The organism is Bilophila sp. (assembly GCF_057864385.1).
In genome coordinates this window covers 32832-55809 of sequence record NZ_DBMAFI010000018.1, presented here as the reverse complement: position 1 = coordinate 55809, position 22978 = coordinate 32832, and the positions used below count along the sequence as shown (strand labels likewise).

Here is a 22978-nt window from a genome sequence, read left to right as displayed (position 1 = left end):
CCCTTCCGGGTGTGTCCCTTTCATTGGGGGGGGCGGCGTGCCATCCGCAGCGGAACAGCCTTTTTACGGGCAAACTATCGGAGGCGTCCCCTTTGCGCGGAAAGCGCGGCCGGGCACCTCTTCCCACGCATCAATCAGCCAAAGAGGTCTACATGCACGTTCTCGTCACCGGCGCAGCCGGGTTCATCGGATTCCATCTTTCCAAACGCCTAGTCGCCGAGGGGCATACGGTCGTCGGCATCGACAACCTCAACGATTACTATTCGGTACAGCTCAAGAAGGATCGCCTTGCGCAGTTGCTGGCCCTGCCCGGATTCACCTTCGAGCATACGGATCTCGCCGATGATGCCGCGCTGGAAGCCGTATTCGGCCGCAACACGTTCTCGCATGTCGTGAACCTCGCGGCGCAGGCGGGCGTGCGCTACAGCCTCATCAACCCCAAAAGCTACGTCCAGTCCAACCTTGTGGGCTTCGGCAACCTGCTCGAATGCTGCCGCCACGGGAAAGTGGGGCATCTGGTGTTCGCCTCGTCCAGTTCCGTGTACGGCATGAATACGTCCATGCCCTTCTCCGTGCGCGACAACGTGGATCACCCGGTCAGCCTGTATGCGGCCTCCAAAAAAGCCAACGAGCTCATGGCCCACACCTACAGCCACCTGTACCGCCTTCCGGCTACGGGGCTGCGCTTCTTCACCGTCTACGGGCCGTGGGGCCGCCCGGATATGGCCCTCTACCTGTTCACCAAGGCCATCCTCGCCGGGGAGCCCATCAAGGTCTTCAATGAGGGCAAGATGCGCCGCGACTTTACCTACATCGACGACATCATCGAGGGCGTGATGCGCGTCATGGCCCGCATCCCCCAGCCCGATCCTGAGTGGGACAGCGCCAGGCCCAACCCTTCGACCAGCACCGCGCCGTGGCGTATCTACAATATCGGCAACAACAATACGGTCGAACTGGGGACTTTCATCAGCACGCTTGAAGACGCCCTCGGCAAAAAAGCCGTCCGCAACCTCATGCCCATGCAGCCCGGCGATGTGGAAGCCACATGGGCCGACGTCTCCGACCTCATCGCGGACACCGGGTTCCGCCCGCAGACGTCCGTGGAATACGGCGTCGGGCAGTTCGTGAAGTGGTATAAGGAATACTACGGCGCGTAGCCCCCAGTTTTTGGAAGGCGGCGGATACGCTTTTGGGAACTTCCCGCCTGACGGGGGATTCCCTACGAAAAAAGGGAAGACGGCATGCCGTCCTCCCTTTTGCTTTGCGCTTGATGAAAAAGGCTGTGTCATAGAAAATGGTTGATGCTTTTTTCCTTGAAGCTCCAGAGGGATAACCGGCAAAACGCCTTGGCCGTGGTTCCCGCCGAGGGGAAAACCGGAGAAAAAGGCTGTATTTTCACCGCACTGTGGAGATGAAAAACCACATGCTACAACAGAGCCATAAAAAACTTAGATGCGTATGCTGTTGCGGATGTCTTCAAGGCGGTTCTTGGCGAACAGCACATAGGAAATGATGAGTTCGCCGGAGTTGACCTTAGAGGTGACGTACAGCGGATCATAGGTACAGATCCGGTTCATGTATTCTATCGCGGCGGCCATGTTGCCCGCATTCCCCTTGCTGCTGATTTCGGGGTACAGTTCATACAGCGCGTTGATGAAGTCCCTCACGACCAGCACAATGCCCTGCACTTCATAAATGCGGTTGTCCAGCGTGTAGAACGGCAGTTCCTGCGAGTTTTCGAGCAGGCCGAGCGCGTAGCCGAGCAGGTTTTCGCCGATCACAAGGTCAAAGGAGGCATACAGGTCGTCAGTCCGGCAGTTGTACACGCCGGTGCCCTTGTCGAGGCTTTCCTTATACTGCTCAATGAGCTTGAGCCCCTTCTTGTAGGACGACTCGGCGGACGGGAACATGAAGCTGCGCGGATCGATGGCGAAGCTGTTCAGGCGGGCCTTGTAGAGCATCTCGTTCTCGCGGTCGTTGGTGCCGAGCTTGGCGATGGTCATGGAATACAGATCCATCAGCACCTTGGTGGCATGGTACACGCCGTACTGCCGGTACGCCCGGTTGTCCAGCACAAACCGGTTGAACAAAATGTCGTTGATGCTCCATCCGAACGTGGAGTCCAGTTCATAGCGCATCTGATGCGTGATGGCATCCACCAGCGCCTTCCCTTTGGCGTTCTCATCGAGCTTGTCGGCTTCGGCGATCTGGACGGGGGTGGGGAATTCCGTGCGATCGATCTTCGCATACAGAGCCTGGCTGCCCCACGCGAGCAGCAGCAACGTAATGAACAAACAAACCTGCACCAGCAGCGTCTTGCCGACAATCTTGCATTTTTCCAAAAAACCAAATTCGGGGAGTTTCACCAAAACACCTCGTCTCGCTACGTTTGTACGGAAAGAAGAGGAAAGCCGGAGCGCCCGGCTTCCAAAGAAAATCGCCTTATAACGTTAATGCCGTTTCCGTAAAAGACAAGCACGCCGCCCCCTCCTGAGGCCGCCTTTCCCGCCCTGCCCGCAGGCCGTCCCTATTGCCCGCTTCCGCAAGCAAGGATTCAAGATAGGGCAAACGGCTTGAAAGATAAAGGGATAGGCTCAATCGAGACATTCGCCTTTTTGATGATTTTCTAAGGCTCTGTCAGAGTACATGGTTGTTTTGTTTTAGCAATATACTGAAAATATATGTTTTTTCTCAAAATTTTCCGCTGATGGGCTCTGTGATTGGGGGATTTTATTGGTTATTTCTTTGAAATTTCAAGGAAATAAAGCATCAACCGTTTTCTACGGCACAGCCTTTTTTAAAAAATTCATTTTGAATTTCAGATAGCTGGAATGTTGTTTTCATTGCAGAAGCGAATCTCCCGCACAATCCGGGCCGACACTCCGGGAAGGGGCAGGGGCCTTTTCCAGAAGATGCCGCCACAGTAATCTGTTGATATTTTTCTTAAAATCACAATAACCACAATGCCGTTCTGCAGCCACGCTGTGCGGGCCCCTCGTCAACAAGCCGCGTGAGAAGTGCCTGTTCACCGATCCAGCCACGCTGTGCGGGCCGCTTGTCAGGCTTTCGCCCCCCCCAAAACAAGTTGCCTCGGCCATGAGGTTCGCCAGCAGAAAAAGGAAAAGCCCTGCCTTCACCATATTGTGGAGAAGCCCCCCCATTTCACTTCCTGACATCGCCGGATCAGCGGTACAATGCCATCTCTGGCGGAGCCTTCCGAAACTTGTGGGGATGAAACAACACGCTATGGCGGATCCTTTCGGAAAGGCTCTGTTAAAGTATGTAGTTGTTTCATCTCCGCAGTGCTGTGAAAAATAGAGCTTTTTTCAGTTTCCCCCTTGGCGGGATCCGCGGTTAAGGCATTTTTCCGGTTATCCCTTTGGAGTTTCAAGGAAAAAAGCATCAACCATTTTCTATGATACAGCCTTCGGAAAAGGCCGCTTCCCCAACGGCCCATCAATATGCCGGGATACGGTCAACCGCTTCTGTCAGAAGAAACTCGCCTTTCCCGATCCACGCCTTGAGCGTATCGGCGATTTCAAGGGAAATCACATGGCTGGTCAGAGGCACGGTCGGGATCTTGCGGCCCTGGATTTCCACCTCGCCGGAAAGCAGGTCGGAGAAACGCACATGCTGGATGATCCGGGGCAGCCCATTGGGGTAGTCATACCCGTAATCCTTCACGGGCATCAGGATGTCCTCGTTGGAAACCCCGGTGAAGGCCGCCATGTCCTCATTGAGGATCGGGATCGGAATCCCCACGCCCACCGCCAGCGAAACGCCGTATCCGGTGAGGGACAGGCCGCGCAGGTAGCGGGGCTTCATGCCCTTGAGGTCGCCGCGCACCATGAGCGTGCCCGATCCGCTGAGGGGGAGCCCTTTTTCAGTGCGCTGGGGTGAGGGGTCGTGCTGCGTGCCCGCACCGATGACGTAACCTTGCCCGCCTCCGAGGAAAATGCGCGTCCCGGTGCCGATGGTACGGAACCACGGATCATTGAACAGCGGCGAGAGGCAGCCCGCCGTGGCAAAGTTCACATTCCGCATGTCCGGCTTGAGCGGCCCCATGTACGTATAAATGGTGCGGCTGGTGCAGTTCACCGCCGCATTGTAATTCTGGTAGCAGTTGCGCGGGTTCAGAAGCTGCGCGAAAGCCAGATCCGCCAGCGTGATGGTGCGGTCGAGGGCCCGGCGGGGATAGCAGTCCGTCCCGTATGAAGCCGCCCGCAGATGGACGCTGCGCCCGGCTACGAGATCTTCGATGACGTGTGCGCCGCCGTATTTGAACTGGCCCGGATAGACCTTGTTCTGGGGATCGTCTTCGGGCAGCTCGGTAGCGCCGAGATAGGCGTCCACGGCGGCAAGCCCGGCATAGGCGGGGACGTCGTTCATCCAGACCTTGGTGGTGCGGATCTTCGGCGGTTCGGGCTGGCCGATGTTGAACAACAAGCCGGACGAGCACATGGGCGAGAACGTGCCCGTGGTCACCACGTCGACTTCACGGGCGGCTTTTTCCGGGCCCATGCGCCGGACGGCCTCGACCATTTCCTCGGCGTTGAGGACTACGGCCTTGCCTTTTTTGATGCGCTCGTTGATTTCCGCAATTGTCTTGATAACCTTGTGAAAAGACACGATAGTTTTCCTCGGCAGATGGTTGGTTCCCTCGGCGGGCGCGGTTCGGTTCGTTTGCCCTTTACCGTTATCATACCCCCTTCCGCCAGTCCATGACCGTGCTGGGGCGGGGATTCGCCTTTCCGATGCCTTTTGAAAGGGTTCGGATGCGCTTTTTGGCCCGTTATGGCGTCATGCCTATTGAAAGTGCCGATGTCCCGTGTGCGGCTCAGGGAAGACGCCCCAGCGGTGGAGAGGCGGGCCATAGCTTGGCGGACGGCACGGCTTTATGATACTACCCCAGCTTGAAACCATACCAATGGTGTCCATCACCAAGCAATGGAGCATACATGAACCTTTCCAAATACGAACATGCGGAGCGCAAGGAGGCCGAAGCCTCCAAGGATGCCCCCGAAACCCCGCAGGACGGCGGCGCGGAACAGAAGCACCACACGCTGTTCGGCAAGCAATTCACTGAAAAAGAGCAGAAGACCTTATTCCTCTACCTCGTCATCGGCATCGTCCTCATGGAGCTCGCGGTAACGGTGGGCGCCATCATCATCAGCATCACCAACGCCCAGCCCTCGTCCAGCGGCGTGCCGCACTTCCAATTCCCGTGGATAGGCTATCTGGTCGCCGTGGTCATGGTTCCCGTGCTCGCCATGCTGCTGGTCAACCTCGTGAGCCTCGGCTTCTCGCGGGGGGCGCGCGGCGGCGAAGACGTGAACCTTGAAGGCGTCCCGCAGCGGATGCAGACGTTTTACGCACTGGTCCGGGGAGCGCCCACGGTGATCCTGTTCGCAGGCTTCGTGCTCATGTGCGCCGCGATCTACTATCTCGACGGGGTGATGAGCCTGCTCCTGAAACTGGGGGAAAACTTCCATATGGTCGCCATATGGGTCGTGGGCGGCTTCGCCGCAGCCTGGATCATCAGCTATGTCGTCCGGGCGTGGATGCACTACAAAACCAAGCAGATGGAAGCGGAATACGCATTCCGCCACGAAGTGCTGGAACGTACCGGCATGGTCATCCTCGACACCAAGCACGCGCCGACCACGGAACTGCGCATGCTGCCCTCCGTCCCCGGCGGCCAGTCCGGGGCCCTGCCCCCCGCCGTGGATGTGGACGCTTCAGCCGCGCTTCCGCCCTCCGAAGGGGATGCGGCGCAGGAGGATCCCTCCCAAACAGCCGTGGACATCGACGGCGGGAAAAAATAGCGATTCCCTCACGCGCCCGGAAAACTTTTCCCGCGAACGGGCATTACCTCAATAAAACAGGCCCGCTGCCCCACCAAAAACCATCACGGCGCACAGCCCATCAACCAAACGGCAAGCCCTTCCGCCATATATCGGAGGGGCTTGCCGTTTATCAAGTGAGGATGAGGTGGACGGGAGGGGATTCTCCCGAAGAAAAAAGGGAAGGAATCTTTCGCCCAAAAGGGCACGGCGATCAGCCGCCCGCCTTAAGGGTCTCCTCCCACCCGCATGATGCGTTCATGGCGTTGAGAGGAAAGGGAGGAATCCCCGGCTTCCGCCTTTGGGTGAGGATTCCCCCTTCATCATACGCCTACTGGATCTTCTTGTTGCCTTCCCACATCTGTCCGGCCTTCGGCAGGGGCTTCAGGTACGCGAACCACGGATGGGTCTTGAGGTATTCGGGGTCCTGCTGGAGCTTGCGGCTCATCTTGAGGATGGGCGGCACAACCTGCTTGATGTCGCCTTCCAGCTTCGGCGCGATGCCGTAGTTGGTGGCCTTGAGCGCCGCGTTGATGGCGTCCTGGCTCAGGGTGATGGAACTGGTCAGGGTGTCGAGGGCCTTGGCGGGGTTATGGAACCCGACGCTGTTTTCGGCGGACACGAAATCCCAGAACATCTGGCCCTTGCGGACGGCTTCCTTGGCCCGGATGATCAATTGATCATAATCGGCGGGCTTTTCTCCGGCGTACTCAAGGGCAAGGCGCACGGCTTCGTGGGCGCGCACGGAGTATTCCTGCGCCACGAGAAGCTGCTTATAGGTCTTGTCCTGCGTGTATTCGATGCGCCCGCGCAGGTAGGCAGCCGTCTTGTCGGCATGGCACTGGCGGCAGGCGCGCAGTTCGGGGTCACGCAGGGGCGAGGTCCACCAGTGGCTGGACATCTTCTTGCCTTCCTCGCGCTGGTACGGCATGTGGCAGTCGGCACAGGCCACACCGGCGGCGCCGTGCGGACCGTCGATCCACGTTTCATAGTCGGGATGCTGCATCTTCAGCATGGGCGTCTGGGAAACGGGGTGCACCCAGTCGGCGAACTTGCCCTTGAAGCCGGGCATGTCCACATTGCCGTTGTCTTCATACACGCTGTAGATGGCTTCGGGCGTGAAGCCGTTCTTCCACGGGAAGACAGGGCGCTTGGTGGGGCCATGGCCGGGATCGTTGAAGTAGTATTCCACATGGCACTGGGCGCACACGAGCGAACGCATCTCGCTGCGGGGGAGCTTTGCGGGGTCCTTGCCCACGGACTTCAGATAATCCTTGAGCGGCTCGCTGTAGAGCTGGAGCTGCATGGTTTCGGCGTTGTGGCAGGTCGCGCAGCCGATGGAATCGTCGTCCGTGACTTCCGTACGGAACTGGTTGAAGTCCTTGGCCCAGAAATCGTCGCCGTACTGCTTGATCCACTGCACCATCTTGGGGGTCTTGCAGTTCCAGCAGGTGGCGGGCATCCCGCCCTTTTCACCGTACCGGTTGATGCGGTCGATTTCGAGGATGTCGTGGATCGCATACGTGTGGCCGCGCGCTTCACGGTATTCGTACATGAAGGGATAGCCGAGCCACAGGTTCTTGAGGTAGGGCTGGGCCGCCTGCTTGTAGCCTTCGGGCAGCGGGTCCACGTCGTCGTTCTTCATGAAGTTGACGGAACCCTTGTACTTGCTCATGAACGTGGATTCGTTGTTGCGGTCGTAGCTGGCGGCCTGAAGGGGAAAGTCCTTGCGAAACGCCGAGGTCTTGTTGTCGTCGGAGTCCTTCAAGCCCGTCTTGTAGACCGGGGTCTTCAATTCGGCTGTGGACACGTCGTCGCAGCCCGCGGCAAGTCCCAAGGCGGCGCACACCACCGCCAACCTGATCAGAGTGTAAAATACTCGGCTATTCATCGGCCACCATCCTTGTGCTGATGGGCTTCATGCGCATGTGCTGCGCACTACGGTGACAGTCGACGCAGTAGGGCTTGGCGTCCATGCTGGCGACATTCTCGTTGGTTGCAAAATGACAGGCCTTGCAGTTCGCGTTGACGACGTCCTTCGTCGCCATGCCCGCCACAATGGGAAGGTCCACATCGCCCAGAGTATTCATGTAGAAATCCCTGGCGCCTTCCTTCGCCTTAAAGGGCAACTTCGACAGCAACGCCGCCGGAGCGTGACATTCGTTGCAAGCCAGCTTGGCATGGGGGGACAGCTTGTGCGTCCGTGCGGCCTGTTCCATGATATGACAACTGGAACAGAAAGGACGCGCATCCGTCACCCGCATACCCCACGCCAGCCCTGCCAGCACGAGCACGCCCAGCGCAACGCCGCCCAGCAGTATCTTCAACCACGGGCACTTGCGGGGTGACACCTCAGACATTCTTGCCTCCTCTTGCAACAGATACCAAAACCGCTTTGGCGGGCCGTCTCCCGGCGCGCCGCGAACGGCAATCCTCTCAGCCCTTCCATCAAAAACCATGCCGGGATTGCGCCTTTTCGTACGAGATGCAATCCTCTTGAAATGACAAAGGATACCGGAGCGGCAAAAATGAAGAGGGGGTTCTATCCTTCCTTTTCCCTTGCTACAGTATGGTTTTTATGACAGCTAGTCAGAAAAAACTGACAACTTGTCCGATTCAGGCAACCTGTTAAGAATGATTCCTCTTTTATCATAGCCCAAACGCCGCCCCGCCGGTTCGAGAGAGCAAAAACGGTGCGGGGGGCGGCAGGCACCGGGCAAGCCGTCCATAATTTCAGGGATGCGGACAGCCGGGACCACGGATTCCCCTGCCTCTGTTCCTGAGAGGAGCCTTCCATGTCCACGTTCTCATGGCGCGTACTGCGCCTTCCCCTGCTGATCACCCTGCTCTGGGGGCTGCTGCTGTTTACGTTGTTCCGCTGGACCGCCCAGCGCGAGGACGAGTACACCACGGGGCTGGCCCGCATCCAGACGGCGACGCTCTTCTCCAGCATCGTGGATACCCGCAACTGGAACGCCAACAACGGCGGCGTCTGGGTCCGCGAGCACCCCGGCTGCCCCGCCAACCCGTGGCTGCCGGAGGAGGAACGCACCCTCCGCGCCGAGGGCGGCACGACCCTCGTGAAGGTCAACCCCGCCTATATGACCCGGCAGATCGCGGAAAGCTTCACCTCCACGCTGGCGGGCTTCCGCATTTCCAGCCTGTCCCCGAAGCGCCCGGAAAACCGGGCCGATCAGTGGGAAACCGGGGCCCTGCTCTCTTTTGAAAAGGGCGGGCACGAGCTTTTCGATCTCGTTTCCGACGAGGAGGGCATGCGTTACCGCTATATGGCCGCCCTGCCCGCCAAGGAAAGCTGCATCCAGTGCCATCAGGACAAGAAGGTCGGCGACGTGCTCGGCGGCATCAGCGTGTCCATCTCCGCCGAGCCCCTCTTTGAAGCGGCGACCGAACGCAAGCGCACCACCGGGCTCGCATTCGGGATCATCGGGATCATCGGCATGGTGGGGATCGGCGGGGCCACGTTCCAGATCAACCGCAAGAAGGAGCTTGCCGAAGCCGCCAACCGCACCAAGAGCGCCTTCCTCGCCAACATGACCCACGATATGCGTACCCCGCTGACCGGCATCCTCGGCATGGCCGAACTGCTGGAACGCGAAACGCAGGATTCGCGCCACCGCTATCTGCTTGCCAACCTTCGGAAGGCCACCGGCAGCCTGCTTGCGGTCGTCGACGGCATCATGCGCTATTCCCTGCTTGAGGCCGACAGGCAGCCCACCTGCTGCGCGCCGTTCTCCCTGCGCGCCGAGCTCGACGCCTGCATCGCCGTGCTGCGCCCGGCCTGCGCCAGCCGGGACATCCGGCTTTCGCTCGTGACGGACGACGCCGTCCCCGACAGGCTCATAGGCGACGGTTTCCGGCTGCGCCAGGCGCTCGGCAACCTGCTCGGTAACGCGGTGAAATTTACGGAAAAGGGTTCCGTGACCCTGCGCGTCACCCGGTCGGAAACGCAGGCCTCCGAGGGCCGGTGCGCGCTGTCCTTCCAAGTCATCGACACCGGCAGGGGCATCCCTACGGATGAACAGGAACGCATCTTCGAGAGCTTTGAGCAGGGTGCGGGCGTCCGGGATTCGGGCGGCCCGCACGAAACCGGCGTCGGCCTCGGGCTTGCCATCGCCCGCGGCATCGCGCGGCGCTTCGGCGGCGACCTGACGCTCTCCAGCACGCCCGGCATGGGCAGCGTGTTCACCTTCACGGCCCTGTTCCGTCTGGCGGCCGACGCGGACGGCCTGCCGGAAACGCCCGCCTCACCTTGCCCCGCTTCCCCCTCCACCCTCGCCCAGCCTGAGCGACCCGCGGAAACGGGGACGAGCGGGCGGCTGGTCGTCGCTGAAGATACGGCGGTTACGGCCCTGTTCCTCAGCGAAGCGCTGACGCAGGCCGGATATGCCGCGCACATGGCGAACAGCGGCGAGGACGCCTTATACCTCATCCGCAAGCTGCAGCCCGACGCCGTACTGCTGGACATGCGCCTCCCGGACATGACCGGGCTCGACATCGCGGGGCAAATCCGTTCCGGGGAACTCGGCGTCGCGCCGGAAACCCCGATCCTTGTGCTGACCGCCACGCTGAACCCCGGCGACGAAGAGGCATTCCGCCGCATGGGGATCAACCGCTGGCTGCTCAAGCCCGTACAGGCCGGCAAGCTGGCCTCCGCCGTGGCCGGCCTGCTCCCATCCACCCGCAGGAAACAAGGGGAAACGCCCATGCCCACATCCGAACAGCCTGAACAGCACGCCTCCGTCTTCGATCCCGCCGCCGCGCTGGATGCTCTGGGCGGTGAAGCCCTCCTCAAACGGCTGGCGGGGATATTCCTCAGCGAGGAGCCCAACATCCGGGCCAACCTGCAACGCTTCGCCCTGTCACCGGAAACGCTTCCCGATCTCTGCCCTGAACTGCGGCGTCAGGCGCACAGCCTCAAAAACGGCGCGGGCATGCTGCACCTTGGGAACCTGCGCAAGGCCAGCTCCGATCTGGAACAGGCCGCCGCGTCCCCGGACGGGCAGGACTTTGCCGCCCTGCTGCGCACCGCCATCGAAGCGCTGGAACAGGCTTCCGCCGCTCTTCGCAAACACTGCGGGGCGTAAATATGGCACGTATCCTTGTTGTCGATGACGAAAGCCTGATCCGGGCACTCGTGGCCGATGTGGGGGAGTCCCTTGGGCACGAAGTGCTCACCGCAGCCTCGATCAAAGAAGGGCAAGACCTCGCACAGCGCGGCGTGGACATCGTACTGCTGGACGTCCTGCTCCCGGACGGGGACGGGCTCGCCCATGTGGAAACCTTTTCACAGCTTCCGGGCCGTCCTGATGTGATCATCATTACGGGGCATGGCAACGCCGACGCCGCCGAGTCGGCCCTGCGATCCGGGGCGTGGGAGTATCTGGTCAAGCCGCTCCGCGTCCGCGACCTCTCGAAGGCGCTCATGCAGGCCGTACAATGGCGAAACAGCCGGGACAGCCACCCCCGCAGCCTCCTGCGGCATCCCGACATCATCGGGGAAAGCCCCGCGCTGGCCGAAGCGCTGGAAGCATTGCGGGAAGCCGCCGCAAGCAACGTCAACGTGCTCATCACCGGGGAAACCGGAACCGGCAAGGAACTGTTCGCCAGCGCCCTGCACGCCAACAGCCTGCGGGCGTCCGGCCCGTTCGTCACCGTGGACTGCACCACCCTGCCCGAAACGCTGGTGGAGGCGCATCTGTTCGGGCACGCACGGGGCGCGTTCACCGGGGCAGACAGGGCGCGCGAAGGGCTTCTCGCCGCCGCCGACCACGGCACGCTGTTCCTCGACGAAGTGGGCGAGCTGCCCCTCCCCGTACAGGGCGCCTTCCTGCGGGCGCTGGAGCTGCGCCGCTTCCGCCCCGTCGGTGAAGTGCGCGAAGTGGAAAGCGATTTCCGCCTCGTCGCCGCAACCAACCGGGATCTCGACGACATGGTGAGCATGGATCTCTACCGGAGCGATCTCCGCTTCCGGCTGCGGGGCATGACCATCCATGTGCCGCCGCTCCGCCGCCGCACCGAAGACATCCCCCTGCTCGCCGAGCACTTCACCGTACGCTACTGCCAGCGCCACGGGCTCCCGGACAAGGAGCTGACCCCCGACTGTTACGCGATGCTGACGGACTATTCGTGGCCCGGCAACGTGCGCGAACTGCGCCACACCATCGAACGGGCCTGCGCAGCAGCGGGGGACGGCACCCAGCTGTTCACCCGGCACCTGCCCACGGAAATCCGCATCGAACTGGCCCGCAAACGGCTTGTGCCTCTCTCCAAGCCTGAGAAGCCCGCGCCGGCCGAACCTCTCCCGAAACCGGAACCCTCCACGCAGCCCCGGAAGCCCGAAACCTTCCCCACCCTGCGCGACATGAAGGCCAAAGCCGAGCGCGATTACATCGCCGGGCTGCTCGCCGCCTGTCTGGGGGATGTCCGCCGCGCCGCCGGGATTGCCGGCGTTTCACGCGGGCATTTCTATGAACTGCTGAAAAAATACGGGTTGGACAGGTCGTCTTCCATTCCGAAATTTCCAGCCGTTTGACGCCGGGCTCAGAGGCCCTTTCAATTGGAACGCCACTGCTTCAAAGCCCGGAAACATTGGGCCGTGTCGCCAAGTAGATATAATCTATTGAAACCATTTCATTACTCTTCAAGCCATAAAAGGATCATTTTTAATACTTTCAAATAGTTATATACAAAATGGCGACACAGCCTAGGGCGTGTTCACACTATGCCGCATTTTTTCCATGATTGAAAAGAGTTGAAGGAAAATGCAGCATCGCTCAAAAAAATCATAACCATTTGTAAAAATACATTTATTACCTTTTTGCGTGGACAGGCCCTAATCATCCCATGCCATTCCGACGATACGGTATTCGCCGTCCTCCTGTTTCTCCCAATAAAGGCGGCGTACCCCCGTCTCCGCGCCCCCGCCGGGCAAAGCCGTGCGCTGGGCAAACCACGAAACCACATACCCCGGCCCTTCCAGAACCCGGACAGGCCCGAATGTGGTCCGCGCACGTTTTTCTTGGCGCTCTATCTTGCTTATGGATGCGGCACGTTCCGGCGCAATGTACCCGTCCCCGGCCTCGCCGCGGCGCCAAGCCTTACGCCAACCACGGGTACGCTCCTCCACTTCGCGCACGACACCCTTCTGAGGCACAATTTCCACCCGTTCACCGATAAGCACGGGCGTTCCCCGCTTCAGTTCCGGCCCCACTTCAGCGATGCCCTTGAGGTTCAGGACGACACATCCACGGCTCTCAAACGGCGTGATAGCCCTGCCCCGGCTGTGTACCCAAATTCCCGATCCCGTCTTGCCGCGCAGCCGATCCACGGGATTCGGGTAGTCAAGGATATAGGCTTCCCCGCCGTACTCCTGAAAATCCAGCCGTTCCGTCCGCTTCCGCACAACAAAATAAACGCCCTCCGGCGTCTTCAAATCGCCGCGTACCTGTTTGTCGCCCCGCGCCTTCCCGGTCGTACACGGATAACCGCGGGCTCTCCCCTTCTCCATGAGAAAAAAACGCTGCCGCGACTTGTCCACGGCAACCACCGCCTGATCGGGCAGCCCACCGGTTACGGCCTCCCATGCCCTTGCCTCCGGCACGCACATCAAACCGACAGCCAACAGCGCGGCACAACACCATCCCCTCACGGGAACACACCCAAACGGCATGGACATCTCCTTTTTGCAGAACCCAAGCCGTTACCTTCCATTCCTCACACGTTTTTGTCGACCCCCTTATTCTTTTTGGCTGTGTTCAATTTTACGTTTGATGATTTTTTCAATGAAAATCAATAGATAAAAGTCCATTCCACGTCTAGTGATGTGGGCCTCTCTCATTTTTTGTTCATTACATGAAATCCAGTTTTGAAAAATTGTTGTGAGATCTCCAGATAATTTCCAAAGAACTCTTCCTTTCCAGTTGGAATCTTGTATCAACCACAAACTTAAACACAGCCTTCTTTTTCCCTGCCCGCCAAACAAAAGCCCCCCGGAGATTCCTCCGAGGGGCCTCATCACAAACGCCAATGCGCCCGGCTAGTCTTCTTTGGCAAGCTCGACCAGTTCGGGACGGGTGAACAGCGCGCGGAGCTGGTATCCCGCAGCTTCGATGGCCTCACGGCCGCCTTCGCCGCGGTCAAGCACGGTGCATACGGCAACCACGTTCAGGCCCGCGTCCTTTACGCGCTCGCACGCCTTCAGCAGGGAACCACCGGTCGTGACCACGTCTTCGACCATCGCCACGGGATCGCCGGGCTTGAAGTTGGACAGGCCTTCCACATACTGGTTGGTGCCGTGGCCCTTGGATTCCTTGCGCACGATGAGCCCGGCGAGCGGACGGCCCTTTTCGTGGGAAATGACGGTTGTGGCGGAAATCAGCGGGTCGGCGCCGAGCGTCATGCCGCCGATGCCCTTGATGTCCAGATCGGCCAGCAGTTCGTTGAACAGCGTACCGATAAGCCACGAGCCTTCGGGGTGCAGCGCAGTCTGGCGGCAGTCGAAATAGTAGTCGCTCTTGCGGCCCGAAGCGAGGGTGAAGTCCCCTTCACGGTAGGAACGCTCGATCAGAATCTTGGCGAGGCGCTTTTTGAGTTCGCGCATGATGGCTCCTGTATGGTAAGTGTGAAACCGGGGGAGGGGAGAAGGAACCTTTCTGGAGAAAGGCTTCCTTCTCCCCTGCCCCGGCCCCCCTCCCCTCATCTTCCCAAGACTTTCGACTAGTGGGGAGGCGGCGCGGAAAAAGTCCAGAAAAACGAAAAAAAGCCCTTCCGTCAAATCGCGGACACTCCCCGGCCCCCATTACAAAAGTCTTTGGAGGGAAAAGGGGAGCTTTGGGGGAAAAGAAAGCCCTCTCCAGAAAAGCTCACTTTCCCCTTCCAAGTATCTTCCTTAAAATGCGTTTGAGCATACCCCTCCCCCCATCTTTCCAAGACTTTCGGCTAGGGCCTGTTCACATAAGCAGAGAATAAACATATTTTTACAAAGGCTCTCTGTTAGAGTATGTGGTTGTTTCATCTCCACAGTGCGGTGAAAAAGACAGCCTTTTTTCCTGTTTTCCCCTTGGCGGGATCCACGGCTAAAACATTTTGCCGGTTATCCCTTTGGAGCTTCAAGGAAAAAAGCATCAACCATTTTCTATAACACAGCCTTTACAAATGATTATCCCCATTTTTGAGCGATGCCGCATTTTTCTTCAACCCTCTTCAATCATGGGGAAATGCAACATAGCTTGAACACGCCTTAGCGGGAAAGCGGCACGGAAGAAGCCCAGAAAAACGGAAAAAAGCCCTTCCGTCAAACCACAGCCACTCCCCTACCCCCATTACAAAAGTCTTTGGAGGTGGAGAGGTGGGGGCTTGGGGGAGGAGAGGAGGAAGCCTTTCTCCAGAAAGGTTCCTCCTCTCCTCCCCCAATCACACAATCCTACTCCTCAAACACACGCTTGAGGATGTCCCCTTCATGGCGGAGATAGAACTGGGGATCGAACAGCCCGGCGAAGGTCTCCTCGCTGAGGCGGCTGTTGATTTCGGGATCGGCCTTGATGAGTTCCGGGAACGGCTGGCGGGTTTCCCAGCTCTTCATGGCGTTGCGCTGCACCATGACGTAGGCTTCCTGACGCGGGATGCCCGTCTCAATGAGCGCGGTAAGCACACGCTGGGAGAAATAGAGGCCAAAAGAACACTCCATATTGCGGGCCATGTTCTCAGGCATGATGCGCAGCCCTTCGAGCAGGCGGCAAAGGCGGTGCAGCACGTAATCCGTAAGGATCGTGGAGTCGGGCATGATCACGCGCTCCACGGAGGAGTGGCTGATGTCGCGTTCATGCCAAAGCGCCTGATTTTCCAACGCAGCCAGCGCATTGGTGCGGATGAGGCGGGACAGGCCGGTCATGTTCTCGGCGGAAATGGGATTCTTCTTATGCGGCATGGCGGAGGAGCCTTTCTGCCCCTTGCCGAAACCTTCTTCCACTTCGCGGACTTCGGTACGCTGGAGGTGGCGCAGCTCGACGCAGAGGCGCTCGATAGTCCCTGCGGTCACGGCCAGCGCGGTGAAATAGGCGGCGTGGCGGTCGCGCTGGATGACCTGCGTGGACACTTCATCCACCTTGAGGCCGAGCAGGCCGCACACGATGGCTTCCACTTCCGGCGAAAGCACGGTGTACGTCCCCACGGCCCCGGAGAGCTTGCCTACGCGCATGTCGTCGAGGGCGGCGGCGAAACGGGCACGGTCGCGCTTGAATTCGGCATAGAAGCCCGCCATCTTGAGCGAGAAGCTGGTGGGTTCGGCATGGATGCCGTGGGTGCGGCCCATGCAGAGCAGCCCCTGATGTTCCAGCGCCATCTTCTTGAGCACGGCGAGGACGCGATCAAACGCCTTGAGGATCAATTCCCCGGCTTCCACCATGAGCAGCGAACCGGCGGTATCCACGATGTCGGAAGAGGTGCAGCCCAGATGGATGAACCGGGAAACGGGGCCGACCTTCTCTTCAATGGCGGTCAGGAAGGCGATGACGTCATGGCGGGTGGTTTCTTCGATTTCGTTGGCGCGCTCGACGAAGGCGCGATCAACGGTGAAATCGGCTTCCTTGCGGAGCGTTTCCATGTCGGCATCGGAGATTTCTCCGACGCGGTTCCACGCCTCGCACACGGCCAGCTCAACGCGCAGCCAAGCCTGATAGCGGTTTTCGGGCGTCCAGATTTTACCCATTTCCGGGCGGGTATAGCGTTCAATCATGGGATATCCTCGCAAAAAGAGTAAGAAAACGGCGCGGGCAAACACCCACGCCGCAAGAAATCAGGCCGTAGCCGCCTCGGAACCTCCACCCGAACCGGAAGCAGCCGCCTCCGCCTTCGCGGGAGCCGCATCAGCCTTTGCCGGGGCCTTGTCCCCAGCCGGGGCGGCATCGCCGGCGGAACCGGATTTCCCGCCATAGCAGGACGCGAACCAGCCGCCGCCTTCAAGCTTAAAAGACGTATTGGAAATGATCCGTTCGGCATCGCCGCCGCATTTGGGGCAGGGCTCAAGCTCAGGAGAATCAAAGGTTTTTACCCATTCTTCAAACACGTTGCCGCACTTCCGGCAGCGGTATTCGTAAATCGGCATCGACTCGCTCCACCAAAGGCATTCGGGCCGCTCCAAACGGCCTTTACTGACAAAAACAACCGGAAAACCTGATGATTTCCCGGAATTCGGACAAAAGGAGAAACAGCGGAAGCGCCGGGGCGCATCCGCTGCTTCGTGCCGGGGCTCCGGCACAAGAAAGATCGCCAGACTTACTTGCTGTTCTTGGCAGCAGCCTGAGCTTCGTGAATGCGGGCCTTGATGCGCTCGGCGCGACGCTTGCGACGGCGATCAAGTTCCTTCTTACGCTCGATTTTCTTATGGGCCATGATAGTACTCCTCAAAGTGAAAAACGTAATCTGTGGATAAGTACAGCCAATCCCCCCGTTTGTCCAGTACAAACATACGGGAGACATTCGCTTCTGCAATGAAGGCCGCACTTCAACCATCTGAAGTTCAAAATGAATTTTTTAGAAAATCATCGAAAAGGCGAATGTCTCCATACGAAAGGGAAAACGGGGCGCCTCCAGAGGGGCATGGAGAACCGGCCCCCATGTACGGCAGACCGCCCTGAAGAAAAAGGCCCTGTCAGAGAGTATATGGCTGTTTTATTTTTGGCTGTGTTATAGAAAATGGCCGACGCTTTTTTCTTGAAGTTCCAAAGGGATAACCGGAAAAATACCTTAACTGTGTATCCCGCCACGGGGAAAACTGGAAAAAAAGCTCTATTTTTTCACCGCACTGTGGAGATGAAACAACTACATGCTCTAACAGAGCCTTATTTTTGCATTATGCTGAAAATAGAGCCTTTTTCTCCAATTTTTCCGCTGATGGCTCCATGATTGGGGCGTTTTATTCGTTATTCCTTTGGAATTTAAAAAAGGCTTTGTTATAGTTTGTGGTTGTTTCATTTCCACAGTACGGTGAAAATACGGCCTTTTTCTCCGGTTTTCCTCTTGGCGGAATACAGGGCTAAGGCATTTTATCGGTTATCCCTGTGGAACTTCAAGGAAAAAAGCATCAACCTTTTCCATGACACAGCCAAGAAAAATACCGGGGAAAAGGCCCCGCCCGGCGTACAAGCCCGCCGCCCTCGGCATATCGGCATCAAAAGCCAGCGTCGCCAGCGAACCGGCATGCGGCCTGCCGCCTTCGGCACCACGCCGGGGGACGGAAAGGGCCTCCCCGGAGAGCGGCCCTTCCACGGCAGCGCCCTTTTCAGGCTACTTCCAGCCGCCCCCAAGCGCGAGGCAGACATTGACGATGGACGACAGGCGTTCGCTGCGCGCGGCGGCGAGCTGCATTTCGCTGTCGAACAGCGATCGTTCCGCGTCCAGCACTTCCAGATATGAGGAATAGCCGTTGTCGTAGCGCGTATTCGCCAGCTCCACGGAAAGCCGCAATTCCTTGACCATGCGTTCCAGCGAGGCGACGACGTTGCTCATCTCCTGCTGGCGGGTCAGGGCGTCGCGCATTTCCTTGAAGGCGCCCTGAACGGTCTTTTCATAGGTCGCCAACGATTCGCGCTGCTTGGCCTCGGCAGCCTCGACGCCGTACTTCACGCGCCCGAAATCAAGCAGCGGCACGGAAGCCGCCCCGCCGTAGCTCCACGTCTGGAGCGGGTTGCTCATCAGGGTATGCAGTTCGGGGCTGACCACCCCGAAGAGGCCGGTCAACGAAATGGACGGGAACCATGCGGCCTTGGCGACGCCGATGTTGGCGTTGGCGCTCTTGACGGCCATTTCCGCCTGCTGGATGTCCGGGCGGCGCTCCAGCAGATCGGAAGGCACGCCCGCCGGGATGACCGGAGGCGTGGGGATGGATTCCAGCGTCATGCCGCGCTGCACGGTGCCTTCCATGATCTCCTTGGGCGAGCGTCCGAGCAGGGCTTCCAGGGCGCTTTCCGCCGCATCGCGGGAAATGCGCGTCTGGTAGAGGGCGGTCTTGGCGGTTTCCACCTCCGTCTTGGCGCGGCTCAAGTCCAGTTCGCTGATGAGGCCCTGTTCATAGCGGGCCGTATAGATCCTGAGCGCATCCGTACGCGTCTTGACCGTCCGCTCGGCGGTCGAGAGCTGGAGATCAAGGCTCCGCAGCAGGAAATAGGCATTGCTGGCCTGCGCCGCGATGGAGAGCCTCATGCCGCGCTGCGCCGCCTCGGTTCCGAGCACCTGATACATGGCGGCTTCCTTGGCGTTGCGGAGCTTGCCCCAGAGATCGATTTCCCACGTCGCCCCGACCCCCGCCGAGAACGGCGACGTCGAGCCGTTCGTGATCTTGGTGTTGTCCACCCAGGTCTGCGTCCCCTGCGCCTGCCCGCTCAAAAACGGAAGCAGTTCCGCACGCGCCACGCCAAGCTGCGCCCGCGCGTAATCGACCCGCGCCACGGCCGCCGCGATGTCGCGGTTGGCGGCCAGCGCCTCCTGAACCAGCGCGTTCAGCGTGGAATCGTCGAAGCGCTTCCACCACTGTTCGTCAAGCTGTTCCCCCTGCCCGGCATCTTTCCACGCCTGCGGCAATTCCATTTGGGGGCGCTGGTAGTCCGGCGCGAACGAGCACCCCGCCAAGCCAAGCACCATCAGTCCTACGACAACAATACGCATGTGTTCCCTCCTCAGGGGAATGCCTCCGGCGGCCGGGCTGCCGCCCGAACCTGCCCGGGGGGAATGATTCCCCCCGGCCCCCCTCAGAGCGGCGTGGGCCACGGCTGCGCCGCGTCCCCCGCCGCTCCGAAGGCGTCAGGAATGTCTTCGATTTCCTCCGGCGTGATGCCGTGCAATGCAACGATGAGCCAGTATATGCCCCTTGCCTCCATTACAAAAGAGGCCCGGAGAGGCGGGAAGGGGCAGTCTTTTGAAGAAGGGCTTCCCCCTCTCCCGGTTATTCCTTTTCCTTGCTTCCCGCGCCCATAAGCTTTTCAGATGCCCTCATGATCCAGCGGAAAAAGAAGGGCACGAACAACGGCGCGACAAGGGTCGCAACGAGCATGCCGCCGATGACGCTGGTGCCGATGGCGTGGCGGCTGGCCGCGCCCGCGCCCGTACTGACGGCAAGGGGCACGCAGCCGAGGATGAAGGCCAGCGAAGTCATCACGATGGGCCGGAAACGCAGGCGGGCGGCTTCTTCAGCCGCATGCGCCGCGTCCCTGCCTTCGTTGCGGTATTGCTCGACGGCGAATTCCACGATCAGGATGGCGTTTTTCGCCGACAGGCCGATCAGCGTCACGAGGGCGACCTGAAAATACACGTCGTTGGAGATGCCGCGCAGCCAGATGGCGGTGATGGCCCCGAACACGCCGAACGGCACGGCGGTCAGCACGGTGAGCGGGAGCGACCAGCTTTCATACTGCGCGGCGAGGATCAGGAAGACCATGACCAGCGCGAGCACGAAAACGAGCGAACCGCCGCTGCTGACCAGCTTTTCCTGATACGACGAGCCCGACCACGCGATGGCGTACCCGTCCGGCAGCACTTCCTTGGCCACTTCCTCCATCGCCGCCATAGCCTGCCCGGAGCTGTAGCCCGTGGCGGGGCTGCCCATAAACTTGGCGGCCTGAAAGTTGTTGAAGCGCTCCACGGTCTGAGGCCCGGACGTGGGCTTCACGTTGATCAGGGCCGTCAGGGGGATCATCTCGTCCCGCTTGTTGCGGACGTACACTTCAGCCAGATCTTCAGGGCGCGCGCGGTAATCCTTTTCCGACTGCGTGTAGACGCGGAACGTCCGCCCGTACAGGTTGAAGTCGTTGATGTAGGAGGAGCCGAACGTCGCCTGCATCGTCTGAAAGACATCGGACACGTTCACGCCGAGGGTGCGGGCCTTCTCGCGGTCAAGCTCCACAAAAAGCTGCGGCGCGTTGACCGTAAACGACGTGCTCACGCCCTGCAGTTCGGGCCGCTTGTTCGCCGCTCCCGCGAGCTTCTGCGCAACGTCGGAAAGCGCTTCGCTTCCCTTGCCGTTGCGATCCTGGAGCCACATTTCAAAGCCGCCGGTGTTGCTCATGCCGCTGATCGGCGGCGGGTTGAAGGCGATGAACGAACCCTGCTCCAGCCCGAAGCCCATGCCGTACAGCTTGCGGGCAAGATCGAAGGAACTGTCGCCGGGGGCCTTGCGCTCGTCCCACGGCTTGAGGGTGAAGAAGAACGTCGCCACGTTGGTCTTGGCCGCACCGCTCACGGCGTCCATGCCGGAGAAGCTCATCACGTCCGCAACCAGCGGATCGCCCATGATGGCCTTGTCGAGCTTTTCCACCACGGCGGACGTGCGGCTGATGGCCGCGCCGTCGGGCATGGTCATGAGCGCGATGAGGTATCCCTGATCCTCATCGGGGACGAGCCCGCCCGGAACGCGCTCAAACACGCCGCCGATGCCCACGAGCACAAGCGCGAACAGCCCCACGGCAAGCAGGCTGCGCCGGAGCAGCATCTTGACGATGCTGACGTATTTTCCGGTGAGCCCTTCAAACCAACCGTTGAATTTGCGGAAGAGGGCATTGGGCTCCCCATGCCCCGGCTTGAGCAGCAAGGCGCACAGGGCGGGGGTGAAGGTCAGGGCCACCGCACCCGATATGACCACGGACACCGCGATGGTGATGGCGAACTGCTGGTACATGCGGCCCGCCATGCCGCCGGTGAAGGCCACGGGGATGAACACGGCGCACAGCACCAGCACGATGGCGATGACCGGGCCCGTCACTTCCTGCATGGCCTTGGCGGTCGCCTTGCGCGGCGGCAGACCGTCGCTGATGTGCCGCTCCACGTTTTCGAGCACGACGATGGCGTCGTCGACCACGATGCCGATGGCAAGCACAAGGCCGAACATGGTCAGGGTATTGATGGAGAACCCAAGGGCATACATGCCCGCGAACGTCCCCACGATGGACACGGGCACGGCAAGGCAGGGGATCAGCGTGGCGCGCCAGTTCTGGAGGAACAGGAACACCACGAGGAACACCAGCACCATCGCCTCGAACAGCGTCTTCACCACCTCCTCGATGGAAATCTTCACGAAGGTCGTGGTATCGTAGGGGATGCTGTAGGCCACGCCCACGGGGAACGCCTTGGACAGTTCCTCCATCTTGGCCTTGACCACTTCGGCGGTGGCGAGGGCGTTCGCGCCCGGCGAAAGGTAGATGCCGATGGGCACCGCTTCGAGGCCGTTGTACTTGCCCACGAAATCGTAGCTCTGCGCGCCGAGTTCGATGGTCGCCACGTCCTTGAGGCGGAGGATGGAGCCGTCCGGCTGCGTGCGGAGGATGACGTCGCCGAACTGTTCCGGGGTGGTCAGGCGGCCCTGCGTGGTGATCTGCCACGTCACGCCCACGCCGGGGGACATGGGCTCGGCGCCCATGCGCCCCGCCGCGAACTGGGCGTTCTGATCCCGCAGGGCGGTGGCGATGTCCTCAGGCGTGACCCCAAGCTGGCTCATGACGTCCGGCTTGAGCCACACGCGCATGGAATAATCCTGCGCCGCGAAGTTCTTGGCATCGCCCACACCGGGAAGGCGTTTCAGCTCGTCGACGATGTTCAGCAGCGCGTAGTTGCTGAGATAGATGGTGTTGTACCGCTGATCCGGCGAGGTCAGGAAAATGATCTGGAGCATGGAGGACGACTTTTTGAGCACCGAGACGCCCATGCGCTGCACTTCCTGCGGAAGCTGCGCCAGCGCAAGCTGAACCCGGTTGTTCACGTCGATGGTTGCCTGATCAGGATCAGTGCCCACATTGAAAGACACGGTCAGGCTCATGCTTCCGGTCCCTGAGCTGACCGAACTCATGTAGATCATGTTGTCGACGCCGTTGATCTGGCTTTCGAGCAGCGAAGCCACGGTCTCGGCGACGACGTTGGCGCTCGCGCCGGTGTAGCTCGCGCTGACTTCCACCTGCGGCGGGGTCAGGTCGGGATACTGCTCAATCGGCAGCACGGAAATGGCGATCGCGCCCACCAGCGTGATGATGAGCGAGATGACCGTGGAAAAGATCGGACGGCGGAGGAAAAAGCCTTCCTTGATTTCGGAAGCCTGTTCCGGTGACGGGGCGTGTTTGTTTTCCATGACGCTC

General features: G+C 60.1%; 17 protein-coding genes. 4 read left to right on the top strand and 13 right to left on the bottom strand.

Annotated elements, in window-relative coordinates:
• Positions 1-152 precede the first annotated feature (152 nt).
• The gene (locus tag ACZM8Y_RS07900) at positions 153-1160 is read left to right on the top strand and encodes an NAD-dependent epimerase (protein ID WP_482332390.1); all 1008 of its coding nucleotides are present in this window, start codon (positions 153-155) and stop codon (positions 1158-1160) included.
• Positions 1161-1451: 291 nt separating this feature from the next.
• On the opposite strand, the gene ACZM8Y_RS07895 is transcribed toward ACZM8Y_RS07900, so the two are convergent.
• Both ACZM8Y_RS07895 and ACZM8Y_RS07890 read right to left on the bottom strand, forming a co-directional pair.
• Positions 1452-2369, bottom strand: a complete 918-nt coding sequence (locus ACZM8Y_RS07895) for a DUF2333 family protein (RefSeq protein ID WP_302552732.1) — start codon at positions 2367-2369, stop codon at positions 1452-1454.
• Positions 2370-3459: 1090 nt separating this feature from the next.
• Positions 3460-4632, bottom strand: coding sequence for a homocysteine biosynthesis protein (locus ACZM8Y_RS07890; protein ID WP_482332396.1), 1173 nt, complete (start codon positions 4630-4632; stop codon positions 3460-3462).
• Between the two features lie 329 nt (positions 4633-4961).
• Between ACZM8Y_RS07890 and ACZM8Y_RS07885 the strand changes: the two genes are divergently transcribed.
• On the top strand, positions 4962-5828 hold the full coding sequence (locus tag ACZM8Y_RS07885; RefSeq protein ID WP_308770420.1) for a hypothetical protein: 867 nt from the start codon (positions 4962-4964) through the stop codon (positions 5826-5828).
• Positions 5829-6177: 349 nt separating this feature from the next.
• Here the strand turns inward: ACZM8Y_RS07885 and ACZM8Y_RS07880 are convergent, their stop codons facing one another.
• Positions 6178-7737 carry an ammonia-forming cytochrome c nitrite reductase subunit c552 gene (locus tag ACZM8Y_RS07880; protein ID WP_482332403.1) on the bottom strand — a complete coding sequence of 520 codons (1560 nt, stop codon included), beginning with the start codon at positions 7735-7737 and terminating at the stop codon, positions 6178-6180.
• Entirely contained in the window at positions 7730-8206 is a 477-nt protein-coding gene (locus ACZM8Y_RS07875) for a cytochrome c3 family protein (protein ID WP_009733472.1), read from the bottom strand. The genes ACZM8Y_RS07880 and ACZM8Y_RS07875 overlap by 8 nt, the downstream gene beginning before the upstream one ends.
• A 435-nt stretch (positions 8207-8641) precedes the next feature.
• Here ACZM8Y_RS07875 and ACZM8Y_RS07870 point away from each other — a divergent pair, with 435 nt between their 5' ends.
• Entirely contained in the window at positions 8642-10951 is a 2310-nt protein-coding gene (locus ACZM8Y_RS07870; RefSeq protein WP_482332410.1) for an ATP-binding protein, read from the top strand.
• 2 nt (positions 10952-10953) lie between these two features.
• Positions 10954-12399 carry a sigma-54-dependent transcriptional regulator gene (locus ACZM8Y_RS07865; RefSeq protein WP_482332415.1) on the top strand — a complete coding sequence of 482 codons (1446 nt, stop codon included), beginning with the start codon at positions 10954-10956 and terminating at the stop codon, positions 12397-12399.
• A gap of 300 nt (positions 12400-12699) precedes the next feature.
• On the opposite strand, the gene ACZM8Y_RS07860 is transcribed toward ACZM8Y_RS07865, so the two are convergent.
• From ACZM8Y_RS07860 to ACZM8Y_RS07820, 9 genes are all read right to left on the bottom strand, one after another.
• Positions 12700-13536 carry a L,D-transpeptidase family protein gene (locus ACZM8Y_RS07860; RefSeq protein WP_482332419.1) on the bottom strand — a complete coding sequence of 279 codons (837 nt, stop codon included), beginning with the start codon at positions 13534-13536 and terminating at the stop codon, positions 12700-12702.
• Between the two features lie 66 nt (positions 13537-13602).
• Entirely contained in the window at positions 13603-13881 is a 279-nt protein-coding gene (locus ACZM8Y_RS07855) for a hypothetical protein (RefSeq protein ID WP_489501699.1), read from the bottom strand.
• 21 nt (positions 13882-13902) lie between these two features.
• The gene (gene pyrE / locus ACZM8Y_RS07850) at positions 13903-14466 is read right to left on the bottom strand and encodes an orotate phosphoribosyltransferase (protein WP_005025172.1); all 564 of its coding nucleotides are present in this window, start codon (positions 14464-14466) and stop codon (positions 13903-13905) included.
• 822 nt (positions 14467-15288) lie between these two features.
• Positions 15289-16599: an adenylosuccinate lyase gene (purB, locus tag ACZM8Y_RS07845; protein ID WP_302552724.1), complete on the bottom strand. Its 1311-nt coding sequence runs from the start codon at positions 16597-16599 to the stop codon at positions 15289-15291.
• Positions 16600-16659: 60 nt separating this feature from the next.
• Positions 16660-16968: an FmdB family zinc ribbon protein gene (locus tag ACZM8Y_RS07840; RefSeq protein WP_302552723.1), complete on the bottom strand. Its 309-nt coding sequence runs from the start codon at positions 16966-16968 to the stop codon at positions 16660-16662.
• A gap of 947 nt (positions 16969-17915) precedes the next feature.
• Positions 17916-18131 (bottom strand): hypothetical protein, encoded by a 216-nt coding sequence (locus tag ACZM8Y_RS07835; protein WP_479859066.1) that lies wholly within the window; start codon positions 18129-18131, stop codon positions 17916-17918.
• 18 nt (positions 18132-18149) lie between these two features.
• Complete coding sequence (locus ACZM8Y_RS07830) at positions 18150-19526, bottom strand: efflux transporter outer membrane subunit (RefSeq protein WP_482330683.1); 1377 nt, start codon at positions 19524-19526, stop codon at positions 18150-18152.
• Between the two features lie 83 nt (positions 19527-19609).
• On the bottom strand, positions 19610-19738 hold the full coding sequence (locus tag ACZM8Y_RS07825; RefSeq protein WP_482330684.1) for a hypothetical protein: 129 nt from the start codon (positions 19736-19738) through the stop codon (positions 19610-19612).
• Positions 19739-19803: 65 nt separating this feature from the next.
• Positions 19804-22971, bottom strand: a complete 3168-nt coding sequence (locus ACZM8Y_RS07820; RefSeq protein WP_482330685.1) for an efflux RND transporter permease subunit — start codon at positions 22969-22971, stop codon at positions 19804-19806.
• Positions 22972-22978: the final 7 nt, after the last annotated feature.

Coding starts and splice junctions, on each gene's coding strand:
- ACZM8Y_RS07900 (WP_482332390.1), top strand. CDS start 153: ATGCACGTTCTCGTCACCGGCGCAGCCGGGTTCATCGGATTCCATCTT.
- ACZM8Y_RS07840 (WP_302552723.1), bottom strand. CDS start 16,968: ATGCCGATTTACGAATACCGCTGCCGGAAGTGCGGCAACGTGTTTGAA.
- ACZM8Y_RS07830 (WP_482330683.1), bottom strand. CDS start 19,526: ATGCGTATTGTTGTCGTAGGACTGATGGTGCTTGGCTTGGCGGGGTGC.
- ACZM8Y_RS07865 (WP_482332415.1), top strand. CDS start 10,954: ATGGCACGTATCCTTGTTGTCGATGACGAAAGCCTGATCCGGGCACTC.
- ACZM8Y_RS07820 (WP_482330685.1), bottom strand. CDS start 22,971: ATGGAAAACAAACACGCCCCGTCACCGGAACAGGCTTCCGAAATCAAG.
- ACZM8Y_RS07860 (WP_482332419.1), bottom strand. CDS start 13,536: ATGCCGTTTGGGTGTGTTCCCGTGAGGGGATGGTGTTGTGCCGCGCTG.
- ACZM8Y_RS07855 (WP_489501699.1), bottom strand. CDS start 13,881: ATGAGGCCCCTCGGAGGAATCTCCGGGGGGCTTTTGTTTGGCGGGCAG.
- ACZM8Y_RS07885 (WP_308770420.1), top strand. CDS start 4,962: ATGAACCTTTCCAAATACGAACATGCGGAGCGCAAGGAGGCCGAAGCC.
- ACZM8Y_RS07875 (WP_009733472.1), bottom strand. CDS start 8,206: ATGTCTGAGGTGTCACCCCGCAAGTGCCCGTGGTTGAAGATACTGCTG.
- ACZM8Y_RS07825 (WP_482330684.1), bottom strand. CDS start 19,738: ATGGAGGCAAGGGGCATATACTGGCTCATCGTTGCATTGCACGGCATC.
- ACZM8Y_RS07870 (WP_482332410.1), top strand. CDS start 8,642: ATGTCCACGTTCTCATGGCGCGTACTGCGCCTTCCCCTGCTGATCACC.
- purB (WP_302552724.1), bottom strand. CDS start 16,599: ATGATTGAACGCTATACCCGCCCGGAAATGGGTAAAATCTGGACGCCC.
- ACZM8Y_RS07880 (WP_482332403.1), bottom strand. CDS start 7,737: ATGAATAGCCGAGTATTTTACACTCTGATCAGGTTGGCGGTGGTGTGC.
- pyrE (WP_005025172.1), bottom strand. CDS start 14,466: ATGCGCGAACTCAAAAAGCGCCTCGCCAAGATTCTGATCGAGCGTTCC.